Origin of the sequence: Synechococcus sp. MIT S9508 (genome assembly GCF_047303045.1) — a bacterium.
Classification (GTDB): domain Bacteria; phylum Cyanobacteriota; class Cyanobacteriia; order PCC-6307; family Cyanobiaceae; genus Synechococcus_C.
Genome location: NZ_CP138941.1, coordinates 2,217,337 through 2,241,653 on the forward strand (window position 1 = coordinate 2,217,337; position 24,317 = coordinate 2,241,653).

The window sequence follows — 24,317 nt, forward strand, 5'->3', positions numbered from 1 at the left end:
CTTCAATCCAGGAAACGCTCTGCACCGCTCTGATTCAGACGGTGCACATGCAGATCCCCCACCTGCAGGTGTTCAACACCGCCCTGCACGATCCCGGGCACACGATCAAGCTCTAGATCAAGAAGAAAGCGCACGATTTCTCTCTCCAGCTGAGCCTGAACCCGCAGCGGCTGAACCCCAACCAGCTCTTCGCCGAGTTGGAAGACATCCTCACCCTGACCACCACCGCTTTGCCCCTCCACGCGCACAGGGGAGAAGTGGCTGGCCCCTTCAACCAACACAGCACGGGTTGCAGGATTGGCGGGCAATGACCTGAGCAGGCCCAACTGCTCACTCAGCGGAGGGGTAATCAGATCCAGCGTTCCGCCGCTCAGAAAGACAGCAACGTCCCGCGGCAGGGGAATCTTTTGAGGCCAGAGCAGGCTGCCGAAACTGTTCAGACCAACCACAGCAGCCAGCTGCTTGGGCGGACGCACGGCGGGCAGAGGCACCTCCTCGATCTGACACTGAAGAAGTCGCGACAGGTTGCTAATTGGAAGGTCATCCAGATCCTGGCCGCAACGTCGACCAAGGCCCGGCTCCGGCCCAGCACCTGCTGCGAGCAGAGCCGTGAGTGCTCCAAGAGAATGTCCACCCAGCACCAGTCGGGTGCCAGGAAGCTTGAAAAAACCTCTCTGGTGTGCAGCCAGAACCGCATCCAGATCTCTCAGGCGATCGGGCAACACCTCAGCATCTGGCGGCGGAAGCCGCCCCTCCAAAAGGGCCTGCACGGCAATCGCATCACTGCCTGGATGTTCAAGCAAAAGAACCGGCCATCCCTGCCGACTGAGGGCCCGTCCCAGCCAGCGGAAATGATCCGGGCTACCCCCCAGGCCTGGCATCAGCACGAGCCAATGACTGCGCTCGCGACCGTCTGCAGTCAGCGGTCGCCAGAGCTGAATCTGCAGCGGCTGAGCCCGATGCTCCACCGGCAATGTCAATCGCTGAAGCGTGCGATCAGAAGCACTCTCAGACTGATCAGCGGGATCCGCCCTCTGAGTAATCGACGACACCGGGAGTTGGTTGAGGGTTTTGACCAGAGCCTGCTGCCGTTGCAACTGACGCCGCCAGCTGCTGGCAACTGGGAGCAGGGCATCGAGATCGAGGCGGATACGCTTCGCTGGCAGGGCCTCAAGCAGATCGAGAGTCGTGACCTGTGCGCGCTTGTCGAGGAGTGACTCGAGTGTCACCTGAACGGTTTGGCCTGTCGCATCGTCGTCAACCATCACCAGATCACTGACCTGATCAAGCAAACGCCGGCCTGCCCAGCTGTTAAGAATCTGCCGGGCCATGCTGCGGTCATTGATCAGCGGAGCCTTGAGCAGATCAATCACTCCCTGACGGCTTTCTTCCTCGAGCAAATTCAGCCAAACACTCAGCTCCGAGGAGCCGCGTTCTTCACCACGCAGCCATCCCCCCAGATCGTTGATCGATAAGGGCAGATCCATCCCATCCAGACGAACGACCAACTCGGAGGCTGTACGAGCAGGTCGCGGTGACAGGGCACCGAGCATCAGACTGCACACCAGTCCTACGGCAAACCGTTGTCCTGTTGAGCGTCTTCGCAAGGCCTAGGCCAGTTCATTGGTGGAACCAGTTTCCCGCACCTTTGCAGGAAGTGGCTTCAATCAGGCTCCTGGCTTCGCTGGGAGCCGGCGGCGTCATCTACATGACGCCTATCGTGTTCCACCAGGCCAGCTTCACGGCGACTCAGGTTGGTCAGGGCCTAGCGGCTGCCGCCCTGATTGGAACGGCTGCCCGTCTGCTGAGTGGTGTCTTGCTGGATCGGGGCCTTTGCTGCTCCTGGCCGGTGCGTGCTGCGGCAGTGCTTGCCTTCATCGCCGATTTCATCCTGCTGCAAGCGCAAGGTTTTGGTGGTTACCTCACCGGACAACTGCTGATCGGTCTAGCAGCAGGGCTTTATTTCCCGGCGATTGAGCTTGCGGTGCCGCTCAGCTGTGCTGGCTTCAAGTCCAGCCGGGGCTATGCACTGGCTCGCAGCGCTGATGCACTGGGTGTTGCCTTGGGCGCACTGATCGGCGCGGTTGTCACAGCTCTCGGACTGATCCGTGCTGTTTATCTGGTGGAAGCGGCGGCCGTTGTGGTGATGCTGTTGGTGCTGAACTGGCGACCTCTGCCAGATGGGCGCGCCGCTCTGTTGCGTCTCGACGACGTCGATCAAGAACACTCCACGGCCAAGACCCCTTCGGCCGAAGGATGGCGCTGGTTGACGCCTCTACTGCCGGTGCTGGCCATCAGCATTGTTGCCACAGGAATGATTGCACTGAGGCAAAGCGCCCTGCCTCTGGATCTGGTGCGTGGAGGTCTTTCGCGGCCAGCAGTGAGTGAAGCAGGCAGCGGTGCCCTGATCGCGCTGCAACTCGCTCTATTGGTTGTTCTGCAGTGGCCCGTGGGCAACTGGGTGGCCACGCGCAGCCTCCGCTTTGGGCTAGGGATGGGACTGGTTGGCTTTGTGATCGGCTGCCTGCTCTTAGCGAGCTCAGCACTCTGGAGCGGCGGCATGCTTCTGATCTCACTGGCCATGCTGCCCTTGGCCTTTGGAGAAGCGGCGTTCCTTCCCAGTGCCGCCGAAGCCATGGTGGAAGAGACCCCTCTGAAACACAGGGGCCTGTCCATGGCGCTGTTCTCCCAATGTTTCGCCATCAGTGCCACCGGTGCACCCTTGCTGGCCGGAACCTTGCTTGACCAGCAAGGACATGGTGTGCAGCTCTGGTTGCTGATGGCTGTCGTCTGCCTGGCTGTGATGCCGCTGCTCAAAACCGTGCGACCTCGCTATACAGCAGGTCTGGATGGAACCCCACTGGAGAACGACGAGGATGTCCCGAGCCCGCGAGTTGCTTCGCTCCGTTAGAAACCTGTCGGTTCTGCGAGAACTGGCCAAAACCAATGGTGGCCTCAACAGCGTCGGCGACCTAGTCGACAACTTCATCGACAGCGAAGCAATGGAGGTCTGCCTCCAACGCTTCAAGGCTCTGCCCGGTGGCAAAGAGATGGTGGAGCAGCGCTATCCGCCCTTCCAGCCTGATATCCCTGCTTTGGAAAAGCTGCCGGAGGGAACGCTGGGTCGGGCTTACGCGGGAATGATCCGCCGACTCAACTACGACGCTGATTTTTTCCGACCAAGAGACACCAGCACTGAAGCGTTCTGGCTGACGCAGCGAATCGCCTCAACCCACGATCTGCATCACGTGATAGGTGGATTCAACACCGAAACGGCTGGTGAGTCGGGAGTGCTATCAATCACCGCAACCCAGATCGGCTTTCCTGCCTATGTGTTGTTGAACACGCTGGCTGGGTTCCGCGCATTTCGCTTCCAGCCGGATGAGTTTGAAAAGATCAGCCGAGCGATCGCCGTAGGCTGTCGCATTGGCCTGGAGGCGACGCCTCTTGTGCTGCAGCGCTGGGAGGAAGGCTGGGAAAAACCACTCCATCTCTGGCGCGAAGAGCTAGGAGTCAAAGCCGCTGTAGGAGAACAGTTTGGGGCTGAGTATTAGCGCTCACCTTTGTTGAGGTGGTGGCGAATTTTCTTCTGCAACACGAACAATGCGGGGATCAAGGTGAGTCCATTGGCAAGGATCACAGGCCCATTCCCACTGAGCAGACCAAACGCTGCCCAGATGGCAACGCCGGCGGTGAACATGCAATACATCGACAGGGAAATGGAGCGCGTGTCATCGGTGCGCAACGTCTTGATGGCCTGCGGGAAAAAGCTCAAGGTGGTCAGCGCCGCGGCCACGTAACCGATTGCATCCACATCCATAGTGAACATCACTGGAGCGGAAGCACTCCATAAACTGCCGCCAGTCTTGCTGCAGTCATGGCAATCGGTGTCAACGCCAGCGCTGGGTTCCTGCGGAGCTATTCACGCAGCTGGCAACTGGGCTGGCGCTCAGCCTTGATGCTCAGCGCACTTCTGGGAGCGCTGCAGGCACCGGTTCAGGCCAACGAAACAGAAACGCGTCATGCCATGGCAGCCATGGCTGCTTTTGCAGAATGCAAAATCATGCACGCCGGCTACAGCCGAGACAGAGCCCAGAACATCCTGAAAACCTGGATCAAAAACAAAGGGTTGGAGCAACAAGCTGAATGGCTGCAGTCGCCTCAAGCCATTCGCGTTGTCGCTCTGACCAGTGAAGCGATGAACAAAAGCTGCAATGACTTTGATCAGAACAGTCCACAGTTCATTCCCGCCATGAAGGCAATCGACGCTATCTGAACCTGCTGAAACACTGCAGAAGACCACGCCTTCAGCCTTGACGGCCTAAGAACAAATACTCATCCCAGGGCAAACGGGAATGGTTAAACCGTTAGGGAAGTTGCCAAACCGACTGCGCCCAAACATGTCAAACCCCACCCACGTTCCTGACGCCACATTTCAAACACGGGTCAGAGACGAATCCATCGCTGGAGACAATCCATTCCGGTGGCAGGAGCTGACCAGCAAAGACATTTTTGGGGGCAAAAAAGTTGTCCTTTTTGCACTTCCTGGAGCGTTCACGCCAACTTGCTCATCCAACCATCTTCCCCGCTACGACGAACTCTTTGACGAATTCAAAAGCCACGGCGTTGATCAAATCATCTGCCTTTCGGTGAACGATGCATTTGTGATGTTCCAATGGAGCAAGCACCTTGGAACCAAGAACATTTTCATGCTTCCTGATGGCAACGGTGAGTTCACCAGAAAGATGGGAATGCTCGTCGAGAAGTCAAACCTTGGCTTTGGAATGCGTTCCTGGCGTTATTCGATGCTCGTGAACAATATGGTCATTGAAAAAATGTTTGTCGAGCCTGAATTCGCAGACAACTGTCCAACAGATCCTTTCCAATCCTCTGATGCCGACACAATGATCGCATTTCTGAAAGGAGGCACATCATCAGGAATTGCCAAGCCGCATTCGTTCATCGGCTAACTGAATTACAAATGGCTCTCACCCGGTGCGACGTTAAAAGCAAAGGCCTGTTGATCAAAGAAAGGCCTTTTTTGCTTCAGGAGACAATCAAGCGCTCATGATGAACAAACACCTACAACTCCATCAATGGCGGGCATCAAAGGGGTTCGAGACAAAACATGAACAGAGGCGACCTCGTCAGCAAGATTCTGATCTCTTGCTTTCTCTCGGCTGCTACACCGGCAACAGCCATTCCCTTGCCTCTTGTCTGTGAGTTGACCAGCGAAGAGAGTTCTGCAGTGAGGATTCGACTGACTGAACGAACAACCGGATCACTCAAAGGTGAGTTAATACAAAACGACAAAAGACTCGGTGTTTTTCAATCTGGAAAACCAAAGCGAGGCAAGGATCCCTGGTGGTCTTTTCAGCAAGACGACCACAGCTCCACAGGCATTTCAATTTTTTTCAAGAACACAGAACTCTGGAACCCCTATCGACGTTTACCGCTTCCACAAGACAGCAACCGAGTGCTGTTTGCTGGACTAGGGCCTGCACTTTGGAATTGGACATCAGCTCAAAAGCGGCACGTTTTCCGGGGTAACAGCGATTTACTGAAGGCCGCTGGAGGGCTCTGGTCAATTTCTAGCCAGTGCGTTGGCGGAAGAATTGTTGACGGATAGTCCTGATTAAGAGGACCACCGCTGATGCAGAAGGGGCGAGGGCGCACCTGTCAACGCTGAAGACTTGTCGTCAGAGCCACTGTGGTTCTTTCAATTTTCGCAGAACCATGTGTCGGTGGCTTGTTCTCAGCCTTGACAGCTGGGAGGCCGCAAACCTTGAGGCGTACATCCCCCAAGTATAGAAATCGTATTAACAGCTGCTTCAAGCAAAACTCATGCAAGAATCGACGACAGAAGCAACTTTAAACTGAGCACAGAGTGGCAGTTTTTTTTTTACAAGAGGTTAAAGCAGAGCCGCCATGTGGTCTTTTGATGTTTACGACACATGCCTGACCAGAAACTACGTATACCCCAAAGATGTCTTCAGACAAGTTGCTGTTAATAATTCAAGCGAACTTGAACGCCAATTAGGCGAGGGCTGGATTGAAATCTTTTCAGACACCAGGCACCAAGCCCAATCACTAGCTAGCGAAGCAAAGCGAGGAGGCGAGCCAAGCCTGATTGAAATTTATAAGCAGGTAGAGAAGGCACTACCATTTATACAATCCACGAACTACATCGCTAGCGAGTTACAAATAGAACAAGAAAGCCTACGCCCGTGCAGCAAAACAAAAGAATTAGTAATACTTGCAAGGGAGAAATATGGAAGAGTCGTATTCATATCGGATATGTATCTGCCCCATGAATTTATCAAAGATGCTCTAATAAAGCACTCTTTTTTCTGCGAAAATGACATCCTCTACGTATCAAGCTCTTACCCACAAGAAAGCAAGTCGAATGGAAGATTATTTAAAAGAGTGCTCCATGATTTAAATCTGAGGCCACATGAGTTGACCCATCATGGTGACAATAGTTGGTCAGATATTGCACAAGCTCGCTATCTATCTATCAAGCCAAAACACATAAAGACTTGCAATCTTTCAAGGCAAGAGCAAGCAATATTCAAATCAACATCCATAATTTCCGAGCTTTTGGCATCAAGACTAATTGGCCATATCCGAACTCAACGGATTGGATCCCAAAAGAAGCCAATAAAAAGTGTTTATGACGATGTTACCAATAATTTCTCTGGGCCGGCTTTATGGCTTTTTGCTGAGTGGGTCATACTTAAGTCAGTAAGAAACAAATCTCGAGAAATTTATCTTTGCTCAAGAGACTGCCTTGGGCTGATGGTCATCTTAGAAAGACTGATTAAGCTTAAGTCTATTAATCTAAAGCTGCGCTATTTTGCCACATCGAGACAAGCACTAGTTCTATCGACAATCAGGAAAGGTAACACAAGTCTAAACCTTGAAGACCTACAAGAGGCCCTTAACGGCCTCAAGATAAAAGAAATCCTAAGAAAAACAGGTATCGATCGAACCCGATACCTTAAATTCATGCGAACAAAAAACCTTGAATCAATAAACTTAGAGAATAAACTCGACGAAGAAAGTAAGTGGAACATGTTTTGGGAATGTCTTGAAGAGCCAGTGATCAGAAGCGAACTCAACGAGCTTGCAGCTCGAGAACAAGACTCAGCAGTTAAATATTTCCAAGAAATTGGACTGTTAACAAGATCAAGAAAAACGATCGTCGACTTTGGATGGAGGCAAAATTGTCAATCAATGATCATGGGTTTGTTCAAGAATGCGATTAATACCGATGAGGTGATTTTTCTTTATCTTGGCCTTAAAGATCGTCGTAATTTAAGAGCAATCCCCTCGAGGAATGAGGCACTATTTTATGGAAGTGATTCACAGAATGGTGACTACATCAGCAATCAAATTTCAAGACTTGTCGAAAAAACCCAACTAATTGAAGTCTTAATGAGCTGCGATCCATCCGATTCCATAAGATCGTACCGCTCAGATCATCCAAACTGTCGATATGAGCTAACTGGCGAACTAAAGCTCCGGAAAGAAATGAATATGTCAATACAAAGGTTTTCAGAGTCTATCCACAAAAGCCTTCCATCTAATGAATATGCCCTACGTCTGACGACCATCAAGCTCATGGATTATTGGCTTGAGAATCCCAAGAAGCAATGGCGATCACTATTCAAAGAGGTCGAGACAATAAAAGAGGCATTTCGCGGCTCAGACACAATAATCGCAGAACCACTTCATTTTCACTATAAACACCTAAACAGAAGTAGATTTTTTCCTATTGTCAACGGGGAAAGGGCATCAGGTTCAAGAGCCTGGCAAAAACTAGCGCTTAGTAATACATCCTTAATTGGATATTTACTGTTTTTACCCGCTTTGATGACAACAAGAATCGTTTTTCTTTATTCACGTCGGCTAAGTCTTTCAGAATACAGCAGCCTACCTCTTGCGAGGATCAAGAATCGATTTTTCACTTCTACATTCAGACTCAAAAAAGCAATTTCAGATACAACCAGATCCATCATATTTATTTTAAGAAAAAACAAGAATTAATGTCTACTCCTAATTCATGCATGCAATTGACTAATCCATTGATGCACATCGAACTCATACATTGAAAAGGAACTCCATTACATCACCTTCTTTCACTTCATAATCCTTACCCTCACTGCGTAGCCAACCTTTGTTGCGGGCTTCTACCAGCGATCCTGCCTCCAGCAATTTCTCACAACCGATGGTCTGAGCACGAATAAATCCTCGTTCGAAATCGGTATGGATCACTCCTGCCGCTTGGGGGGCAGTCATCCCAGCCTTGAATGTCCAGGCACGTGTTTCCTTTTCACCGGTCGTGAAATAGGTGCGCAATCCTAATAAACGGTAAGTGGCACGAATCAGACTTTTCAGGCCACCTTCACTGACTCCAAGTCCATCGAGATAATCCTTTCGTTCGTCTTCGCCAAGCTCAACCAGTTCCGCTTCAACCTGAGCAGAGATGCGCACGGTTTCAGCACCCTCCTTCGCTGAAAGAGCCACCACCTCCTCGCAGAAACCATTGCCTACTGCGAGATCGTCTTCGCTCACATTGGTGGCGTAAATGATTGGCTTGGCCGTTAGAAGTCCCAGTGGTTTGATCATCAGCGCTTCTTCATCGCTGAGCTCAACGCTGCGCGCAGCACCACCTTCCTCGAGCACAGCCTGAATCCGCTCGAGCGCCGCATCCTCTGTCTGCGCCTCCTTGCTTGTTCGCATCTGCTTCTTCAGGCGCTCGCGACGTTTTTCAATCTGCGCCAGATCTGAAAGTCCGAGTTCAAGGTTGATCACCTCGGCATCGCGAACCGGTCCAACAGAACCGGACACATGGATGACATCGTCATCCTCGAAGCAACGAACGACATGAACAATGGCGTCCACTTCACGAATATTGGCCAGGAACTTGTTGCCGAGTCCTTCACCCTGACTCGCTCCCTTGACCAGGCCGGCGATATCGACAAACTCCATCCGTGTGGGAATGGTGTCGGCGCTTTTGCTCAGATCCGTCAGCTGCTCCAACCGCCCATCCGGAACGGAAACGGTGCCAACATTCGGTTCGATGGTGCAGAACGGGAAATTGGCTGCCTGGGCCTGGGCATTGGCCACTAGGGCATTGAAGAGAGTGGATTTACCCACATTGGGTAATCCAACGATTCCGGCTTTGAGCATGGCGGAAATCTATCGGCAGGTGCGTCTTTGCCACCATCCTTCGGAACACGATTGGGCCATTCACGGGCGAGAATGGTTACGAAAGATGTTGAAGGGGCCATGGGCAGCCAAAAAAGCCAGTCCCCAACTGGGGCCACACCCGAAGCCCTGCGTACATTGAGCCGCCTGAGTGGTCTGAAACGCAGGCGACGTCGCTTGATCGGCGCAGGCGCAGCCGCTGTTCTGTTGACAGCAGGTGGTGTGATCTGGAGCCAAGGTCCCGGATCCGATCGTTCGCGTCAGCTGAGTGAGTTCACCGTGGCGGCGGAGCGAGGATCTCTGCCTGGCGTGATTACGGCCAGTGGCGAGCTGGAAGCGATACGAAGGGTGAACGTGAGCCCGAAGCGGGCTGGAGTTGTGGAGGAGCTTTACGTCGATGAAGGCGATGTTGTGACCAAAGGTCAGGTGTTGGCCCGAATGGACACCGGTGATCTCGAGGACCGAATGGATGAATTTGCCGCACTCGAACGGCAGGCCAAGGCGGACTATGAAGCCAAGCGGGCCGAATACTTACGCAACCGGCAGCTGGTAGATGTCGGCGCGATCAGCGCATCAGACCTGGATGGCTTCCGAGCGGCCTTCATCAGCAGCAAGGAAGCTCTGAACGCTGCTCGCGAGCGCATTGAACAACGCAACGTTGAAGGCAATGACCTGCTGATCCGCGCTCCTTTCAGCGGGCTCATTACCGAACGCTTCGCCGAACCTGGATCATTTGTGACTCCAACCACAGCCGCTTCAACCAATGCCGGCGCTACCAGCTCATCACTTGTGGAGCTGTCTGAAGGCCTGGAAGCGGCCGCCAAGGTTCCTGAAAGCGACATCGGTCGCATTCGTATTGGCCAGGACGCCACTGTTCGCGTGGATGCATTCCCTGATCAGCTTTTTCCGGCAAGGGTGCGAGACATCGCGCCGCGTGCACTCAAAACCGACAACGTGATCTCATTCGAGGTGGAGCTCACACTCATCGATCCTCCACCAACCCTTCGCATCGGCATGACCGCAGATGTGAACTTCCAGACCGGACGCACCGCCCCCAGCACACTGGTGCCAACCGTGGCAATCGTGACTGAGCAAGGGCAATCAGGCGTTCTGCTGGTCGGCAAAGACGATGAGCCCACATTCCAGCCTGTGCAACTCGGTGCCAGCAGCGGCGACAAGAGTGCCATTCTCTCCGGTGTGCAGCCCGGTACACGCGTGTTCATTGACCTGCCGCCCTGGGCGAAACAGCGCGACTGACCGAGCCAGAACCTGCCTTCATCCATGCCACAAACCAAGGAGAAACCGCTGCTGCTGCTGGTGGATGGCCATTCCCTGGCCTTCCGCAGTTTTTATGCCTTCAGCAAAGGCGGCGAAGGTGGGTTGGCCACGAAGGACGGACGTCCAACCAGCGTGACCTATGGATTTCTCAAGGCCCTGCTGGATAACTGCAAGGGGCTGAAACCTCAGGGTGTGGCGATCGCCTTTGACACCGCCGAGCCCACCTTCCGCCACAAGGCTGATCCCAATTACAAGGCTCACCGGGATGTAGCTCCGGATGTGTTCTTTCAGGACCTTGACCAACTGCAGTTAATACTGCGCAATCAGCTACAGCTGCCCCTCTGTCTGGCGCCTGGCTTCGAAGCGGATGACGTGCTCGGAACCCTGGCCAACCGAGCGGCATCCTCGGGATGGAGGGTGAGAATTCTCAGCGGCGACCGCGACCTGTTTCAGCTGGTGGACGACCAGCGGGACATTGCAGTGATGTACATGGGTGGCGGCCCCTATGCCAAAAGCAGCGGACCCACCCTGATTGATGAGGCAGGTGTCCAATTCAAGCTCGGAGTCATGCCCGACAAGGTGGTGGACCTGAAGGCGCTGACTGGAGACAGCTCGGACAACATCCCTGGAGTGAAAGGAGTTGGCCCGAAAACCGCCATCAATCTGCTCAAAGAGAATGTGGACCTCGATGGCGTCTACAAGGTGCTTGCCGAAGTCGAGGCGGAAGGCCCCAAGGCCAGAAGAGGTGCTGTGAAAGGTGCTCTGAAGGGCAAGCTCAGCGCCGACCGGGACAACGCCTATCTATCAAGACAACTGGCCGAAATCCTGGTCGACATCCCCCTGCCTGAGGAGCCCATTCTCGAACTTGGGCCCGTGGACGGCGATGGTCTGGAAGTTCAGCTCAAGGACCTGGAGCTCAACAGCCTGGTGCGACAGGTTCCTGGTTTCATCGCCACCTTCTCCACCGGTGGTCTGGCAGCGAACGCCCACCTGCTTGAGACCAAGGTTTCCAAGGACTCCGCTCAAGCCGACAGGTCGAAGGATGCTGCAACTCAGCAGCAGGACGCCCCTGATGCTTTCAGCCAGGACTCCACTGCTTCATCCCAACCGAATCTGAAGCCACAGCTGATCTGCAGCGACGCAGCACTCCATGACCTGATGCAACGTTTGCAGTCCTGCACAGATGCCACGGCTCCGGTTGCGCTCGACACAGAGACCACCGATCTCAACCCCTTCAAAGCGCAGCTGGTTGGCATCGGCGTGTGCTGGGGTCCAGGTGATGCCGATCTCGCTTACATCCCTGTGGGTCATCGTGCAGCGACGGAAGCAACGCTGGAACCAGACCGCCCACTTGTGCAGCTTCCACTCGAGACGGTGTTTGAACAGATGGCTCCCTGGCTGGCCAGCCCTGAGCACCCCAAGGCACTGCAGAACGCGAAATATGACCGCCTGATCCTCTTGCGCCATGGCTTGCCGTTGGCGGGCGTGGCCATGGACACCCTGCTGGCCGATTACCTGAGAGATGCCGCGGCCAAGCACGGCCTGGATGCCATGGCAACACGGATGTATGGAATCACTCCCACCCTTTTCAGTGATCTGGTGGGCAAGCCCAAGGACGGCAAGGCAAGTTGCTTCGCAGAAGTGGACCTTGACCAGGCAGCGCTGTACTGCGGCATGGACGTCCATCTGACTCGCCGACTGGCCATCGATCTACGCCAACAGCTGCAGGCAACAGGAGAAAGTCTCCCCAGCCTTCTGGACAACGTGGAACTGCCGCTGGAACCGGTTCTGGCCTTGATGGAAGCAACCGGCATCCGCATTGACATGCCTTATCTCAGTGCACTGTCAACAGAAATGGGTGACATCTTGCAGCGGCTGGAGAAGGAGGCCAAAGAGGCAGCAGGAACCGACTTCAACCTCGCCTCGCCCAAGCAACTTGGCGAGCTGCTGTTCAACACCCTCGGCCTCGACCGCAAGAAATCCCGCAGAACCAAGACTGGCTACAGCACCGATGCCACTGTTCTGGAGAAACTGGAGGCTGATCACCCCGTTGTGCCGCTGGTTCTCGAGCACCGCGTACTGAGCAAGCTCAAGAGCACTTATGTGGATGCCCTTCCGCAACTGGTGGAAGCGGAAACCGGCAGAGTGCACACCGATTTCAATCAAGCGGTCACCGCCACCGGTCGACTGAGCAGCAGTAATCCCAACCTCCAGAACATTCCCGTCCGCACGGACTACAGCCGCCGCATCCGCAAGGCCTTCCTGCCCCAGGAGAACTGGACGCTACTCAGCGCCGATTATTCCCAGATTGAGTTGAGGATCCTCACCCATCTCTCCGGCGAGGAGGTGCTGCAACAGGCCTACCGAGAAGGAGACGATGTGCATGCTCTGACAGCAAGGCTGCTGCTCGATAAGGCCGAGGTGAATAGCGACGAACGACGCCTGGGCAAAACGATCAACTTTGGCGTGATCTACGGAATGGGTGCCCAACGCTTCGCGCGGGAAACAGGCGTTAACCAGGCAGAGGCCAAGGATTTTCTGCTGCGTTACCGCGAGCGGTATCCCAAAGTCTTCTCCTTTTTGGAACTGCAGGAACGACTCGCCCTCAGTCGCGGTTATGTGGAAACGATCATGGGCAGGCGACGCCCTTTCCACTTCGATCGCAACGGACTTGGCCGCCTGCTGGGCAAGGAACCGATGGAGATCGATTTGGATGTCGCTCGTCGCGGTGGAATGGAGGCTCAGCAATTGCGAGCTGCGGCCAACGCGCCGATTCAGGGATCCAGCGCCGACATCATCAAACTGGCCATGATTCAGCTGCAGGCTGCCATCGAACAGCAGGGACTACCGGCACGACTACTGCTTCAGGTGCACGATGAACTGGTGCTTGAAGTGGATCCAGATGCTCTGGAGTCGATTCAAAAGCTTGTCGTCAACACCATGGAAAATGCTGTGACACTGAGCGTGCCCTTGGTGGCTGAAACCGGCCTCGGTGCCAACTGGATGGACGCAAAGTGAGATTTGCTCTGATCAATTGCAGTGACTGACTTAAAGCTTGCCTGAACCCATATCGATACCTCACAGTAAATCTCACATGATTCCTCACCAAGTCACTGAAGGCCACCATGCAGCCTCAGCGATGGTCCAGCAGCAACTCATGGGGTGTAACCACAGAACAACAGCTTCCTTGTGTTTCATCTCCTGTCGGGGCTGAAGCAGCGCGGGTTGACAGCCGGGCATCGATGTCCGTGACCAACCATCAACCGCACTGAGAAAGAAGCAGAACAGATCGCGAACGGCACACCCCTGGATCAGCAGGCACGAAAGGGGACGAGGGGGTTATTCAGCGTCCGTGCAGGTGCGTATAGGACCTCGGAAATTTCTGCTGGGATGCAGGCGGTAAAGGTCCACAGCGGCAACAAGACACTGCTCTTGGTTTACGTAGGTGGGAAGCAGATCGCTGATCTCTGCACTGAATACGGATGGTTTCACCTGCCGCCGATTAACGGCAGGAAGTAAAAATCAAACCTCTTAAACTCAAACAAGGCGACAACAGCGTGTGGGTCGTTGATGCCCTGATCAACGTCAACTTCCCTGACCGTGAGGGCGATAGCAGCATCATGAACACCATCGTTGCTGGCACCACCATCTCCACCTCATCACGCCTTGGCTATCGCTGGCTCAAAAGCGACCGCATTGCGTAAACAACCGGAATAGGTTTCCCCATCTGGGATTTACCGAGTCCGCAAGCTCCACTAGGCGCATTAGCTCCGCTTCAGCAACACCTTCAAACACGGTTTATCACACAGAAATTTCGTGCTTAGGCGTTGGCTCCTTTACCGCGAGTAGTGAAAGAAGAAACAGGATTGTTGTCAGAAAAAGAGACGCGAATCAAGATATGGGACAAGAACGCAATTGCCCCCAAGCCAGCGATGCGCAACCTTCAAGCGATTTATTGGACCACAGGCATGGTCGGCCTGGCAGCAAGCATCTCACTCGTTGAGATCCCAATTCCAGCAAAAGCAAGCCAAAAGCCAACAATCGAATCACCTAGTAACAGTACACAAGGCAAAATTGGTGGATGGTGGAGAGGAAACAATGACCATCTCTACGGAATCTATCAAAGGCGGCGCTCACGCAATATCAATGGAACCATCTATACAAATAATGGAACTCCCTTCGAGACATTTAGTGGGACCATTAATGGTAATGACATCACGGTGAACTGGAGAAATCTATGCACAAGTTCCCGTGGCACACGCACCGGCCTTTACAACGACAACACTATTCAATGGACCAGCGGAGATCTGCGTGACACAGAACTTCGCAAAGTGAATAACGCACCAACCGTGCAGCGCGGTACAGCATGTGCTCAACCTCAGGACACAAGCATGAACGGCTGGTGGACAACACAAGGTCGTAGCACCTGGTGGCTAGGCAAACAAAGAGGCAACAAAATCACACTGACAAAATTTGTTGATGGGAACGACGGAAAACCGGTGACGCAATTCGCAGGGAGAATCAATAACGACGGCAACAGCGCGGGAAGACTGAGACAGTGTGGTCAACAATCGGGGACAAGTTACTCACTACAACGTCGAACCAATAACCTTTATTATTTCGGAGGCAACAATCGAACATTAAGTAGATCTCAAACAGCACCACCATTTAGCGCCAATATTGGAGAAACATGCGCCCGAGAAAATATCAATGGCTGGTGGAGAGACCAACAAAGCCGCTTTTGGAAAGCAGAGCAGAACAATTCTCAGGTCACAATCACACGCTACAGAGCGAGTGACGGCAAACCTTTTAGCATTTTCACAGGGACAAGACGCAACCGAAGCGGGACAGACCTCTATAGCTATGGCACTCTCAAAAATTGCTTCTCATTCAGAAACAGACCTCGCTCATTTAGCCTAATCAATGGGCAACTGAGAAGTGATAATGATTCGACAGTTCTTACTCGGTACCAAAGCAGAATCCCATTTACTCCCCAGACTGGATGCGACCCGGCCACAGCAGAAACAGCCGCACAAAGACAATTAATAACTCTTCAAAAAACAGTCAGACTTACAGACTATGAAATCACTGTCTATCACGAGAGAAAAACAAAAACATTTAATCCGAAACAAATTACTGTCAGCAGGCCTTCAGGGTTAAGCACAACCAATTCCAAATTCGTAGCCAGAGGAGAGGGATGTAGAACCCATGGGTTCTATGTTGACGAAGTAACCTACGACGAATGGGATCAAGTACGAGTAGACAGCCAAGGTGTTGCAGCTTTATACAACAATGTTGCTTTGCGTGAAAGGGATGCAACACCAGGATCTGGATGCCCCCTCCTAGCAACAGTTAAAGGTCGTTATTACACTATTCCTGACGGCGAAGGAGCCGCGCCATCCTTCTTGGATCGAATCTCACAAGGCACCTACAACAACTCAGTCAGAAGAGGGCCATTCATATCTGTCAGCCCTGGGGAAACAAAGACGAAAACATTGACCATCAACAAACCAGAAGGACGCATCGAAATCACCTATCGGCTGAGCAATGAGACTCAACGCCTTCGCCCCAGAGACAACTAGAAACAAAACAAAATTTTCAAATCATCAGTAACTCAAGAGAGATAGAACCAAGCTCGGTGACATCTCTCTTGCACGTAAAGCTCGACACAATCCACTGCAGCGTCACCACCACCAATCAGTTGCATGCAGCGCCTGTGTGCAGCCGTGTCAGGGAATCACGTGGGTGACCAGGTCAGCATTGACCCAGCGGATCACTCCTGAATCCACATCAGCGATCTGAAAGAGGTTGTGCACCTCGGCGACTCAGGGGTTGGAGTGAAGCCTTCTTGGCTCAATGACCTATCGAAAGACCTTTGTTTGTGAGGAGGAGCCCAAGCATTAAGCCTGGCTCTCCTCTCCTTCATGACTGTCCAGACCGACAGCAGAGGTGCAAATTAAGAGCAGGTGGTGCAGTGAGATGACCAAAGCAGAGCAGTTCTGGGTGTTTGTCTGCCTCATAGGTCTTGGCTCTGGTTTTTATCTGGTGGGCAGTGCTTGGACCACATGGAATAGGGAGACGAATGAGCTGCCTGGACTGGTTGCAGCAGAGCGGAAGAGGCTGAGACCTACTCCTGAATTCAGCAGCCAGGAAGAGGCCTCCAAGGCGTGCCTGGAGCACATCAAGAGTCTTCCCTCTGATAGCGAGTACTACTGCGACGTCGTAGACACAGCTACTTCCCTTGGCTCTGATCTCAGCAGCTACCCCCAATTCCTGAAGAAAACGACAGGGGAGCCCTGGCACATCTACGAGGAGTACGGAACTGTCTACTCAGACTCACCTTTTCGGGACAGGTATTTCCCCGAGCGGGAATTCATCTTCAGCAAGTAATCACCATGGGTTGCACTCTTATTGACTTGCTGGATGGACGCGAAATGACCCTGCAGAGATCAGCCCGCAAGACTCAGGACATGATCAAACGCGACGCTTGAGGATCGAATGCCCTTCGCGATAGCCAATCACAGTGACTGAGACGATGATTGTTAATAGAGCAATGACGCCCATCCAGTCTGGATGCATCATCCACCTGATCCCAGGACTCAACAAAGCCACTCTATAGACAGATGAACAATCGACACAAGTGCCTGGGTAGGATCTCTTTTTTAATCGACATAACTTTGGGAAAACAATAAAAATGAACGTTCAACAGGCTTCTTGGAGAACAAACAATGAACAAACAATTTGGAGTCATTCACCAAGACTCTTCACCGAGCAAGTAAAGAGCCCATCTCAGAAGCCATAAGAACGCCATGACCCGCAGAGCTTTTCATGGGCTGCACCTACAGCCCACTGGCGCACCATCTTGTTTTTCGTTCGTCACCTACACACCGCAGAGCAAAGAACAGATGGTGGCGTGCGGAGATCTAGGAGAAGAAGAGGAATATATCAACCCAGTCATCTGCGACTTTCTTCTATTTATTGCTGATTGGATCCTCAAAGTTCCACTCAACAACGACTTCCCTTTTAGCTATGACGACGTGACCGTGATCTGCTCAAGGCAGCGAGGAAATGGGAGCCAGCACGAATACCTGATGCAAATCAGCAAGCTCGAAGACAATGACCTCAAAAGATCAGTTCTTGAAAGGCTACTGAAAATCTTGCATCGACAATCGTGGAACGGTTTCAAGCCAACATAAGAATCAAAGGCAATCACAACCTTCACTAACAAGCCATGCATGCAGCCCCTCAAGCTGCTATCAACAGCAGGGGGCAAGCTGCTGGCCAGCGAAATCGAGTGGAAGCGATCAGAGCCAGCGAAGACAACAGATCGGTAACAACTCGGAAGCAACCAGGCGATTCAAGGGCGTTCAAGGACTGAACGGGCCGTAACCTCCTTGGAGAGCCTGATCAGACCTTTGCCACTGCGCCTCACAAACAGCCTGAGCAATCGCACCGAAGACTTTCAACCGCTGGAGGCCGGCAAGGCAACGATCTATTGCTGTGGAGTAACGGTTTACGACCTCTGCCACCTTGGGCATGCGCGCAGTTACATTAACTGGGACGTGTTACGGCGCTATCTGATCTGGCGCGATTACGACGTCACCTTCGTTCAAAACTACACAGATATTGACGACAAAATATTAAACAAGGCCAACTCGGAAGGATCAACAATGGAGGAGGTCAGTGAAAAGAACATCAAAGCCTTTGAAATCGATATGGCTCGTCTACATATTCTGCCCGCGGACAAAATGCCACGTGCAACATGCTGCATCCCAGGCATTCAAACTCTGATTGGCGAACTGGAAAACAAGGGAGCCGCATACAGTTCGGATGGCGATGTGTATTTTGATATTTCCAAAGCAAAGAACTATGGCCAGCTGAGTGGTCGAGACCCGAATGAGCAGCAACAGGGAGCAAGTGGCCGCACCAATGAAGGAGAAGAAGAACGCAAGCGACACCCATTTGACTTCGCGCTTTGGAAAAAAACCAAAGATGGAGAACCAGGCTGGGAATCACCCTGGGGGCGCGGCCGGCCCGGTTGGCACATCGAATGTTCTGCCATGGTTCGCGCAGAATTCGGCAAAACAATTGACATTCATCTCGGCGGCGGAGATCTTGTCTTCCCGCACCATGAAAATGAAATTGCGCAGTCAGAAACAGCCAATGAAGCTCAGTTAGCCCGCGTTTGGATGCACAACGGCATGGTGAATGTCGGCGGCACAAAAATGTCGAAGTCGCTGGGCAACTTCACCACAATCCGCGCACTACTCGACAGCGGCATTTCAGCGATGACCCTGCGGTTGTTTGTGCTCCAGGCGCACTATCGCAAGCCACTCGATTTCACAGCAGACGCTCTTGAGGCGGCAAGCACCGGATGGAAAGGGCTGAATGCTGCTCTCAGCCTTGGCAGTCAATGTTCGGAAAAGCTGGGCTGGCCTGGAGCAGTAGCTTTGCCATCCGGTGCCATGCAGGCACAGAACTTGTCTTTGGATGAGGTGTTACAGGCTGCTCGCGACCGCTTTACCGAGGCCATGGATCAGGACCTGAACAGCTCTGGAGGCCTTGCAGTGCTGTTTGAGCTGGCCAAACCACTGAGGTCGCTGGCCAACCGACTGGAACGGGGAGAACAGGTTGAAGACCAGGTTCCACTGAATGCCCTGCATCAACGCTGGCTGTTGCTGCGTGAGCTCGCCGCAGTGCTCGGACTACGTCATGAGCCTCAGCAAGCAATGGAATCCTCCAACGCAGCGTCGGAAGAAAGCAGCGCCATTGACGCCGCGATTTCTGCGCGCAAGGCCGCCAAGCAGGCCAAGGATTTTGCTGAAGCCGACCGAATCCGAACAGAACTATCGAATCAGGGGATCGAACTGATTGACAAACCAGGCGGCGTTACCGAATGGCGCCGCTGTTGATCAAGGCTTTTTCGAAGTCATCATCGCCTCGATCTTGCGGATCCGCGCCAAGGTGGTAGTCCAGACCTCAAGCCTGAAGCGCTGCTCGGCGAGGTTGGGTTCTGAGGGATCGGCGGCATCGATCCAGCCCTGGAGTTGCTCCAACTTGGCCTCAGGGTCCTGCTTGGCCTCGAAGGCATCCCAGAGCTCCCGTTCAAGCCTGGCCCTCTCAATGAAATTCCAGCGCTTGAGCCAGAGCATCGTGTTGGCGTGCATCAAGGCACCTGTCTACCGGATTTCCGTTGCATGAGTCCTAGGGTTCGCCTAGGACCGGCGTGATGCCAATGGAACCCGAGAGCCTGTCCAAAGCCATTCAGCTTTCAGTCGCTCCTGTGTTTCTGCTGGCAGGCATCGGAGCATTGATGAACGTGATCTCCGGTCGCCTCGCCAGGATTGTCGACAACGCACGTAAGACCAAGGCGGCTCTTGATGCGGGCGAAACAGTCGATGAACGGGAGCAGGTGGTCTACCGCAAGCGCATGCAGCTCACGATCCGCGCCATCGAGCTGCTCACCGCCGCAACCCTGCTGATCTCGACCGTGGTCGCTGTGATGTTCTTCAGCGTGATCAGCCGCATTCACCTCACGCTTGTGGTGGTTCCTCTCTTCATCACAGCGATGCTGCTGGTGATGCTGGCTTCGATCTGTTTCCTGCGAGAGGTGCGAATGGCCTCAGCCCACATCAATCGGCTGTTTTGAACATTGGCTTTGGTTCAGCCTTGCCCGGTCCAGTTTCGGATCAGATCCACCACACTGATCAACAGGCCGGCAGCGATCACCACCGGTGAGACCCAGCGCAGGAAGAACAGGATCAGACCACTGGTGGATGGTTGAGTGACGGTGCTGTCCTTGAGATCAGCCAGGAAGATCCGGGGCACAACCCATCCCATCAGCACGGCAATCAACAGTCCGCCAGCAATCAACAGCACGCCGCCGAACAGAGCATCCATCGCCCCAAGCACCTGCAGATTCATGGCAGCGGGGAGGCCGATAACAAAAATCACCGCCGCGCAGATCCAGGTCGCCTTGGTGCGGCTCCAGTTCCAGCGATCCATCAGCGATGCCACCGGGACCTCTAACAGCGACACCGACGACGTAATTGCAGCGAGATAGGCCAGGAAGAAAAAGGCCACAGCCACAATTCGTCCGGTCGAGCCGATGGAGGCCAGCCCTGTTGGCAGCGCCAGAAAGATCGTGCCGATCGTGGACTCACTCACGGCATCCCCCAGCCCGAAGCTGATCACTACGGGGAAGGTGAGCATGCCCGCCAGCAGACCCACCGCGGTATCCAGGCCCACCACCGCGACCGCTTCTTGAGGAACGGGAGCCTTGCGGTTGAGATAAGCCGAATACGCCATGATCGAACCGATGCCGGTGCCGATCGAGAAGAAGGCCTGGCTGAACGCATTCCGGATGGTGGTGATATTCATCAATTCCCTGCCGTCCCAGCGCAGCAGGAAGGTCTTGTAACCATCGATCGCTCCAGGCAGCGTGCTGGCCCAGATCGCCAGGGCCACCAAAAGCAGGAAGAGCAGCGGTAGCGCCCAGCGCGACAGCCGTTCAATTCCAGCCTGCACTCCTGCCGACACCACCAGAGCGGTCAGCAGCAGGCTGATGGCCTGCCCTGCCAACGCGCTATTACCTCGACTGATGCCGTCGAAAAACAGCTGGGCATCCTCCATGGTTTGAGGAAGACCCACATTGAGGGCATGGATCAGGGTCTGAGCGGTCCAGCCCATTAGCACGGCATAGAAGGCCAGGATTCCGCAGGCGGCGACCACAAACAACCAACCCATCGGTTTCCAGTCGCGGCCAGCCGCCTGGGCCGGAGCCAGCAGGGGGCTGCGACCGGTGTTGCGACCCAGCACCATCTCAGCCACCAGCACCGGCAGGCAGATGAATGCAACGATCAGCACGTAAAGGAGAACGAAACTGCCTCCTCCGCCCTGGGAGGCCCTGTAGGCAAATCCCCAGAGATTGCCCAGACCCACTGCACTGCCCGCTGCCGCCAGGACAAATCCCAACCCCGATCCCCAGTGCTCCTTCTGCGCTGCCGCCATGACGTGAAGACTGTGCGTTGGCCGAAGTTTGCCAGGGACTGGAATTGAAGTGGGAGGATGGCTGCAACCGCCAGGATCCGCGTGAAAGCCATCAGCGTGCTGGGCTCCACCGGCTCAATCGGCACTCAGACTCTCGAAATCGTTCAGGAATTCCCTGAACAGTTCCGGGTGGTGGCTCTAACAGCTGGTCGCAACCTGGGCCTGCTCGTGGAGCAGATCCAACGACACAGCCCCGAGGTGGTAGCCCTCGCTGATGAATCTCTTCTTAAGGAACTGGAGGAACGGCTTGCCTCGCTGCCAGCGGATCAAAAGCCTCAACGGCAACCTGAACTGGTGGGAGGTCCCGGCGGACTGAACATTGCGGCCTCCTGGGACACGGCAGACCTCGTGGTGACCGGCATTGTTGGCTGTGCAGGCCTGCTGCCAACCCTGGCGGCCATCCAGGCCGGCAAGGATCTGGCGCTGGCCAACAAGGAAACCTTGATTGCAGCGGGTCCGGTTGTGCTGCCGGAACTCAGGAAAAGCGGCAGCCGCCTTCTACCGGCTGATTCCGAGCACTCCGCCATCTTCCAGTGCCTGCAGGGCACACCCTGGGCTGACAATGCCCGACTCTCCACGGGTGTTCCCACTCCGGGCCTGCGCCGGATCCAGCTCACGGCTTCAGGTGGTGCTTTCCGTGATTGGGCAACCGCCGATCTGGAGAAAGCCACCGTGGCCGATGCCACCTCCCATCCCAACTGGAGCATGGGCCGAAAGATCACCGTGGACTCAGCTTCGCTGATGAACAAAGGGCTGGAGGTGATCGAAGCCCACTATCTGTTTGGCCTCGACTACGACCACATCGAAATCGTCATTCACCCGCAGAGCATCATTCACTCGATGATCGAGCTGGCTGACTCCTCGGTCCTGGCGCAGCTGGGGTGGCCAGACATGAAGCTGCCAATCCTTTACTGCATGAGTTGGCCCTCGCGCCTGGAGACACCCTGGCGTCGCCTGAATCTCACCGAGGTCGGGCAACTCACCTTCAACAAACCCGATCCCGCCAAATACCCCTGCATGGAACTGGCCTACGCCGCTGGCAGGGCCGGTGGCACCATGCCGGCTGTGCTCAATGCCGCCAATGAAGAGGCGGTGGCCCAGTTCCTGGAGGAACGGATTCATTTCCTCGACATTCCCGACCTGATCGAAACAGCCTGCGAGCGCCACAAATCCGACCGGGTTGACCAGCCGCAATTGGATGACGTGCTGGCCGTCGATCAGTGGGCCCGTACCGCCGTGCGCGAACAGGTTGACCGGGGCACACGACGCCTTCCGCTCACTGCCATGGCGGCGTGATCAGTCATCACCTGCTGCTCTGTGCAACGGCCACCAAAGCGAAATGCTGTGATCCTGCCCTTGGCGCAGCCAGCTGGGAGGCTCTGAAGCTTGGAGTGAGGGAGCTGGCACTGGAGCGTCCGGACCGGCCAGGCGGGGTGGTCCTCCGCAGCAAAGCTGACTGCCTACGGGTTTGTGATCAGGGCCCGGTGTTGCTGATCTGGCCTGATGGCATCTGGTACGGAGGAGTCACGCCGGAACGGATTCGACGCATCCTCGAAGAGCATGTGATCGGTGGACGTCCCTGCGAAGACTGGGTGATCCGCCGCAGCCCTTTCAGCGTGACCCTTCAGAGTTGAGTTGGCTCAACCAGGCAGAGGCCACACGATCAGACCAGCATCCGCTCTCCAGGCTGTCGCCTGGAGCATGGAAGCCATTGTGACCGCCTCTCTCCGTGAGAAGAACCGACACAGGGTCAGGCTGAGCAGCAGGCTGCGAAGTGAGGGCTGAGAGCAAACGCTTGGCTCCAGCCGCTGGCACCCAGGGATCATCGATAGCCTGAAGCAGCAGGGTGGGCGGCAACGAGCGCCGATCATTGAGCAGAAATGGCAAAGGAGATGCCCTGGAGTAATAGGCATCGACAGAATCGAACCCCCAGCGAGGAGCGGTGACAGCTGCATCAAAAGCGCGGATTGAGCGCGGAGGAGTTTGGGTCAGCGATTCATTCTCCTGCGAGCTCACACCAAAGGGGTCGGCCAGTGTTTGTCGGACCAGGCGTTGCAGCAACCATCGCTGATACACCCGGTTGCGCGGTCGTTCGATCGAGGCGCTGCAGGCTGCCAGATCCAGTGGGCTGCTGGCGCAAAACAACCCATCGAGCACCAACTGGTCGGGGGGAAGTCCGGCCGTGGCCCTGTCCTGCGCGCTGGACAGACAACCGTTCAAAAGCATCGTGCCACCAAGAGAAACCCCTGCACCGAAGAGGGGCAAAACGGAACTGGATGGGGCCAGCTGCCGACAAAGCTCACGGGCACGCACGATCACTGGCAGCAGATCGCTGTTGCAGGCGGCGGCGTAGGTGCCACCGGCCAGATCTCTTCCGGGGTCAGCTCCCCGCAGATTGAGCCTCAGCACCGCAAACCCCCGCCTCTGCAGAGTGAGGACCAGACGCCGGAGACCCTCCCGACGGCTGGAACCCCCAAGACCATGAAGAGCCAGAACAAGCGCTCTTGGGGGTACGGGATCACCTGCGGGCGTGGGCAGGGGACGATCCAGAAAAGCCAGCAACTCGCCAGCTGCTGCTGCACCACTGGCCAGAGCAGGCACAGCAATCCGAATCTGCTCTCCGTGGTCCTCGGGCAAAGGAACCGGCCGAATCGTGTCGCGCAGAGTTTGCAAGTCGCCGCCGATCCAAGGCCAGCGTTGTTGATAAGTGACAACCCCCAGTTGCCCGAGCAACTGGGGGTTGTGCTGAAGGCGGGAATGGGAACCCATCAAAGGCC

21 protein-coding genes and 2 pseudogenes are annotated in these 24,317 nt (G+C 54.8%); 15 read left to right on the plus strand and 8 right to left on the minus strand.

Translation table 11 applies throughout. From position 1 onward, the window contains the following. Positions 1-2 precede the first annotated feature (2 nt). The gene (locus SIB42_RS12275) at positions 3-1,607 is read right to left on the minus strand and encodes an alpha/beta hydrolase (protein ID WP_231856480.1); all 1,605 of its coding nucleotides are present in this window, start codon (positions 1,605-1,607) and stop codon (positions 3-5) included. Between the two features lie 101 nt (positions 1,608-1,708). Here SIB42_RS12275 and SIB42_RS12280 point away from each other — a divergent pair, with 101 nt between their 5' ends. After that, entirely contained in the window at positions 1,709-2,911 is a 1,203-nt protein-coding gene (locus SIB42_RS12280; protein ID WP_156485267.1) for an MFS transporter, read from the plus strand. Then, positions 2,877-3,554 carry a Coq4 family protein gene (locus tag SIB42_RS12285; protein WP_197459924.1) on the plus strand — a complete coding sequence of 226 codons (678 nt, stop codon included), beginning with the start codon at positions 2,877-2,879 and terminating at the stop codon, positions 3,552-3,554. The genes SIB42_RS12280 and SIB42_RS12285 overlap by 35 nt, the downstream gene beginning before the upstream one ends. Here SIB42_RS12285 and SIB42_RS12290 read toward each other — a convergent pair. Further along, positions 3,551-3,829 (minus strand): SemiSWEET family sugar transporter, encoded by a 279-nt coding sequence (locus tag SIB42_RS12290; RefSeq protein ID WP_369818472.1) that lies wholly within the window; start codon positions 3,827-3,829, stop codon positions 3,551-3,553. The genes SIB42_RS12285 and SIB42_RS12290 overlap by 4 nt on opposite strands. 48 nt (positions 3,830-3,877) lie before the next feature. On the opposite strand from SIB42_RS12290, the gene SIB42_RS12295 reads away from it, so the two are divergent. From SIB42_RS12295 to SIB42_RS12305, 3 genes are all read left to right on the plus strand, one after another. Further along, positions 3,878-4,276 carry a hypothetical protein gene (locus tag SIB42_RS12295; protein WP_082825096.1) on the plus strand — a complete coding sequence of 133 codons (399 nt, stop codon included), beginning with the start codon at positions 3,878-3,880 and terminating at the stop codon, positions 4,274-4,276. A gap of 124 nt (positions 4,277-4,400) precedes the next feature. Continuing rightward, complete coding sequence (locus SIB42_RS12300; RefSeq protein WP_067097678.1) at positions 4,401-4,970, plus strand: peroxiredoxin; 570 nt, start codon at positions 4,401-4,403, stop codon at positions 4,968-4,970. A 958-nt stretch (positions 4,971-5,928) separates the two neighbouring features. Then, complete coding sequence (locus SIB42_RS12305) at positions 5,929-8,049, plus strand: hypothetical protein (protein ID WP_067097672.1); 2,121 nt, start codon at positions 5,929-5,931, stop codon at positions 8,047-8,049. A 54-nt stretch (positions 8,050-8,103) separates the two neighbouring features. Here the strand turns inward: SIB42_RS12305 and ychF are convergent, their stop codons facing one another. Next, positions 8,104-9,195 (minus strand): redox-regulated ATPase YchF, encoded by a 1,092-nt coding sequence (gene ychF / locus SIB42_RS12310; protein WP_067097670.1) that lies wholly within the window; start codon positions 9,193-9,195, stop codon positions 8,104-8,106. Positions 9,196-9,294: 99 nt separating this feature from the next. On the opposite strand from ychF, the gene SIB42_RS12315 reads away from it, so the two are divergent. Both SIB42_RS12315 and polA read left to right on the plus strand, forming a co-directional pair. Further along, positions 9,295-10,470: an efflux RND transporter periplasmic adaptor subunit gene (locus SIB42_RS12315; protein WP_067097667.1), complete on the plus strand. Its 1,176-nt coding sequence runs from the start codon at positions 9,295-9,297 to the stop codon at positions 10,468-10,470. Positions 10,471-10,494: 24 nt separating this feature from the next. Next, positions 10,495-13,509, plus strand: coding sequence for a DNA polymerase I (gene polA, locus SIB42_RS12320; RefSeq protein ID WP_067097664.1), 3,015 nt, complete (start codon positions 10,495-10,497; stop codon positions 13,507-13,509). A 321-nt stretch (positions 13,510-13,830) separates the two neighbouring features. On the opposite strand, the gene SIB42_RS12325 is transcribed toward polA, so the two are convergent. Further along, on the minus strand, positions 13,831-13,983 hold the full coding sequence (locus SIB42_RS12325) for a hypothetical protein (protein ID WP_156485260.1): 153 nt from the start codon (positions 13,981-13,983) through the stop codon (positions 13,831-13,833). Between the two features lie 38 nt (positions 13,984-14,021). On the opposite strand from SIB42_RS12325, the pseudogene SIB42_RS12330 reads away from it, so the two are divergent. Then, a pseudogene (locus SIB42_RS12330) lies at positions 14,022-14,186 on the plus strand (carbamoyl-phosphate synthase); the annotation flags it as partial. 153 nt (positions 14,187-14,339) lie between these two features. Then, the gene (locus SIB42_RS12335; RefSeq protein WP_156485259.1) at positions 14,340-16,073 is read left to right on the plus strand and encodes a hypothetical protein; all 1,734 of its coding nucleotides are present in this window, start codon (positions 14,340-14,342) and stop codon (positions 16,071-16,073) included. A 147-nt stretch (positions 16,074-16,220) separates the two neighbouring features. On the opposite strand, the pseudogene SIB42_RS12340 reads toward SIB42_RS12335, so the two are convergent. Then, positions 16,221-16,310, minus strand: a pseudogene (locus tag SIB42_RS12340) (DUF3104 domain-containing protein); the annotation flags it as partial. A 160-nt stretch (positions 16,311-16,470) separates the two neighbouring features. On the opposite strand from SIB42_RS12340, the gene SIB42_RS12345 reads away from it, so the two are divergent. From SIB42_RS12345 to cysS, 3 genes are all read left to right on the plus strand, one after another. After that, positions 16,471-16,881 (plus strand): hypothetical protein, encoded by a 411-nt coding sequence (locus SIB42_RS12345; protein ID WP_156485258.1) that lies wholly within the window; start codon positions 16,471-16,473, stop codon positions 16,879-16,881. Between the two features lie 419 nt (positions 16,882-17,300). Continuing rightward, positions 17,301-17,687, plus strand: a complete 387-nt coding sequence (locus SIB42_RS12350; RefSeq protein WP_067097657.1) for a hypothetical protein — start codon at positions 17,301-17,303, stop codon at positions 17,685-17,687. 219 nt (positions 17,688-17,906) lie between these two features. Then, positions 17,907-19,403 (plus strand): cysteine--tRNA ligase, encoded by a 1,497-nt coding sequence (cysS, locus tag SIB42_RS12355; RefSeq protein WP_067097868.1) that lies wholly within the window; start codon positions 17,907-17,909, stop codon positions 19,401-19,403. Here cysS and SIB42_RS12360 read toward each other — a convergent pair whose 3' ends face one another. Continuing rightward, positions 19,404-19,643 (minus strand): hypothetical protein, encoded by a 240-nt coding sequence (locus tag SIB42_RS12360; protein ID WP_067097871.1) that lies wholly within the window; start codon positions 19,641-19,643, stop codon positions 19,404-19,406. An 83-nt stretch (positions 19,644-19,726) separates the two neighbouring features. Between SIB42_RS12360 and SIB42_RS12365 the strand changes: the two genes are divergently transcribed. Next, complete coding sequence (locus tag SIB42_RS12365; RefSeq protein ID WP_067097654.1) at positions 19,727-20,140, plus strand: DUF2721 domain-containing protein; 414 nt, start codon at positions 19,727-19,729, stop codon at positions 20,138-20,140. A 14-nt stretch (positions 20,141-20,154) separates the two neighbouring features. Here SIB42_RS12365 and SIB42_RS12370 read toward each other — a convergent pair whose 3' ends face one another. Continuing rightward, positions 20,155-21,501: a sodium-dependent transporter gene (locus SIB42_RS12370; RefSeq protein WP_067097651.1), complete on the minus strand. Its 1,347-nt coding sequence runs from the start codon at positions 21,499-21,501 to the stop codon at positions 20,155-20,157. Positions 21,502-21,582: 81 nt separating this feature from the next. Between SIB42_RS12370 and SIB42_RS12375 the strand changes: the two genes are divergently transcribed. Both SIB42_RS12375 and SIB42_RS12380 read left to right on the plus strand, forming a co-directional pair. Next, entirely contained in the window at positions 21,583-22,836 is a 1,254-nt protein-coding gene (locus SIB42_RS12375) for a 1-deoxy-D-xylulose-5-phosphate reductoisomerase (protein ID WP_067097864.1), read from the plus strand. Continuing rightward, the gene (locus SIB42_RS12380) at positions 22,833-23,174 is read left to right on the plus strand and encodes a (2Fe-2S) ferredoxin domain-containing protein (RefSeq protein WP_067097648.1); all 342 of its coding nucleotides are present in this window, start codon (positions 22,833-22,835) and stop codon (positions 23,172-23,174) included. Before SIB42_RS12375 ends, SIB42_RS12380 begins: the two co-directional genes overlap by 4 nt. On the opposite strand, the gene SIB42_RS12385 is transcribed toward SIB42_RS12380, so the two are convergent. Beyond that, positions 23,152-24,309, minus strand: coding sequence for a YheT family hydrolase (locus SIB42_RS12385; RefSeq protein WP_067097641.1), 1,158 nt, complete (start codon positions 24,307-24,309; stop codon positions 23,152-23,154). The genes SIB42_RS12380 and SIB42_RS12385 overlap by 23 nt on opposite strands. Positions 24,310-24,317 lie beyond the last annotated feature (8 nt).

Coding starts and splice junctions, on each gene's coding strand:
- SIB42_RS12350 (WP_067097657.1), top strand. CDS start 17,301: ATGACCCGCAGAGCTTTTCATGGGCTGCACCTACAGCCCACTGGCGCA.
- SIB42_RS12370 (WP_067097651.1), bottom strand. CDS start 21,501: ATGGCGGCAGCGCAGAAGGAGCACTGGGGATCGGGGTTGGGATTTGTC.
- SIB42_RS12295 (WP_082825096.1), top strand. CDS start 3,878: ATGGCAATCGGTGTCAACGCCAGCGCTGGGTTCCTGCGGAGCTATTCA.
- SIB42_RS12360 (WP_067097871.1), bottom strand. CDS start 19,643: ATGCTCTGGCTCAAGCGCTGGAATTTCATTGAGAGGGCCAGGCTTGAA.
- SIB42_RS12345 (WP_156485258.1), top strand. CDS start 16,471: ATGACCAAAGCAGAGCAGTTCTGGGTGTTTGTCTGCCTCATAGGTCTT.
- SIB42_RS12365 (WP_067097654.1), top strand. CDS start 19,727: ATGGAACCCGAGAGCCTGTCCAAAGCCATTCAGCTTTCAGTCGCTCCT.
- polA (WP_067097664.1), top strand. CDS start 10,495: ATGCCACAAACCAAGGAGAAACCGCTGCTGCTGCTGGTGGATGGCCAT.
- SIB42_RS12290 (WP_369818472.1), bottom strand. CDS start 3,829: ATGTTCACTATGGATGTGGATGCAATCGGTTACGTGGCCGCGGCGCTG.
- SIB42_RS12300 (WP_067097678.1), top strand. CDS start 4,401: ATGTCAAACCCCACCCACGTTCCTGACGCCACATTTCAAACACGGGTC.
- SIB42_RS12280 (WP_156485267.1), top strand. CDS start 1,709: ATGACGCCTATCGTGTTCCACCAGGCCAGCTTCACGGCGACTCAGGTT.
- SIB42_RS12305 (WP_067097672.1), top strand. CDS start 5,929: ATGTGGTCTTTTGATGTTTACGACACATGCCTGACCAGAAACTACGTA.
- SIB42_RS12385 (WP_067097641.1), bottom strand. CDS start 24,309: ATGGGTTCCCATTCCCGCCTTCAGCACAACCCCCAGTTGCTCGGGCAA.
- SIB42_RS12285 (WP_197459924.1), top strand. CDS start 2,877: ATGTCCCGAGCCCGCGAGTTGCTTCGCTCCGTTAGAAACCTGTCGGTT.
- SIB42_RS12315 (WP_067097667.1), top strand. CDS start 9,295: ATGGGCAGCCAAAAAAGCCAGTCCCCAACTGGGGCCACACCCGAAGCC.
- ychF (WP_067097670.1), bottom strand. CDS start 9,195: ATGCTCAAAGCCGGAATCGTTGGATTACCCAATGTGGGTAAATCCACT.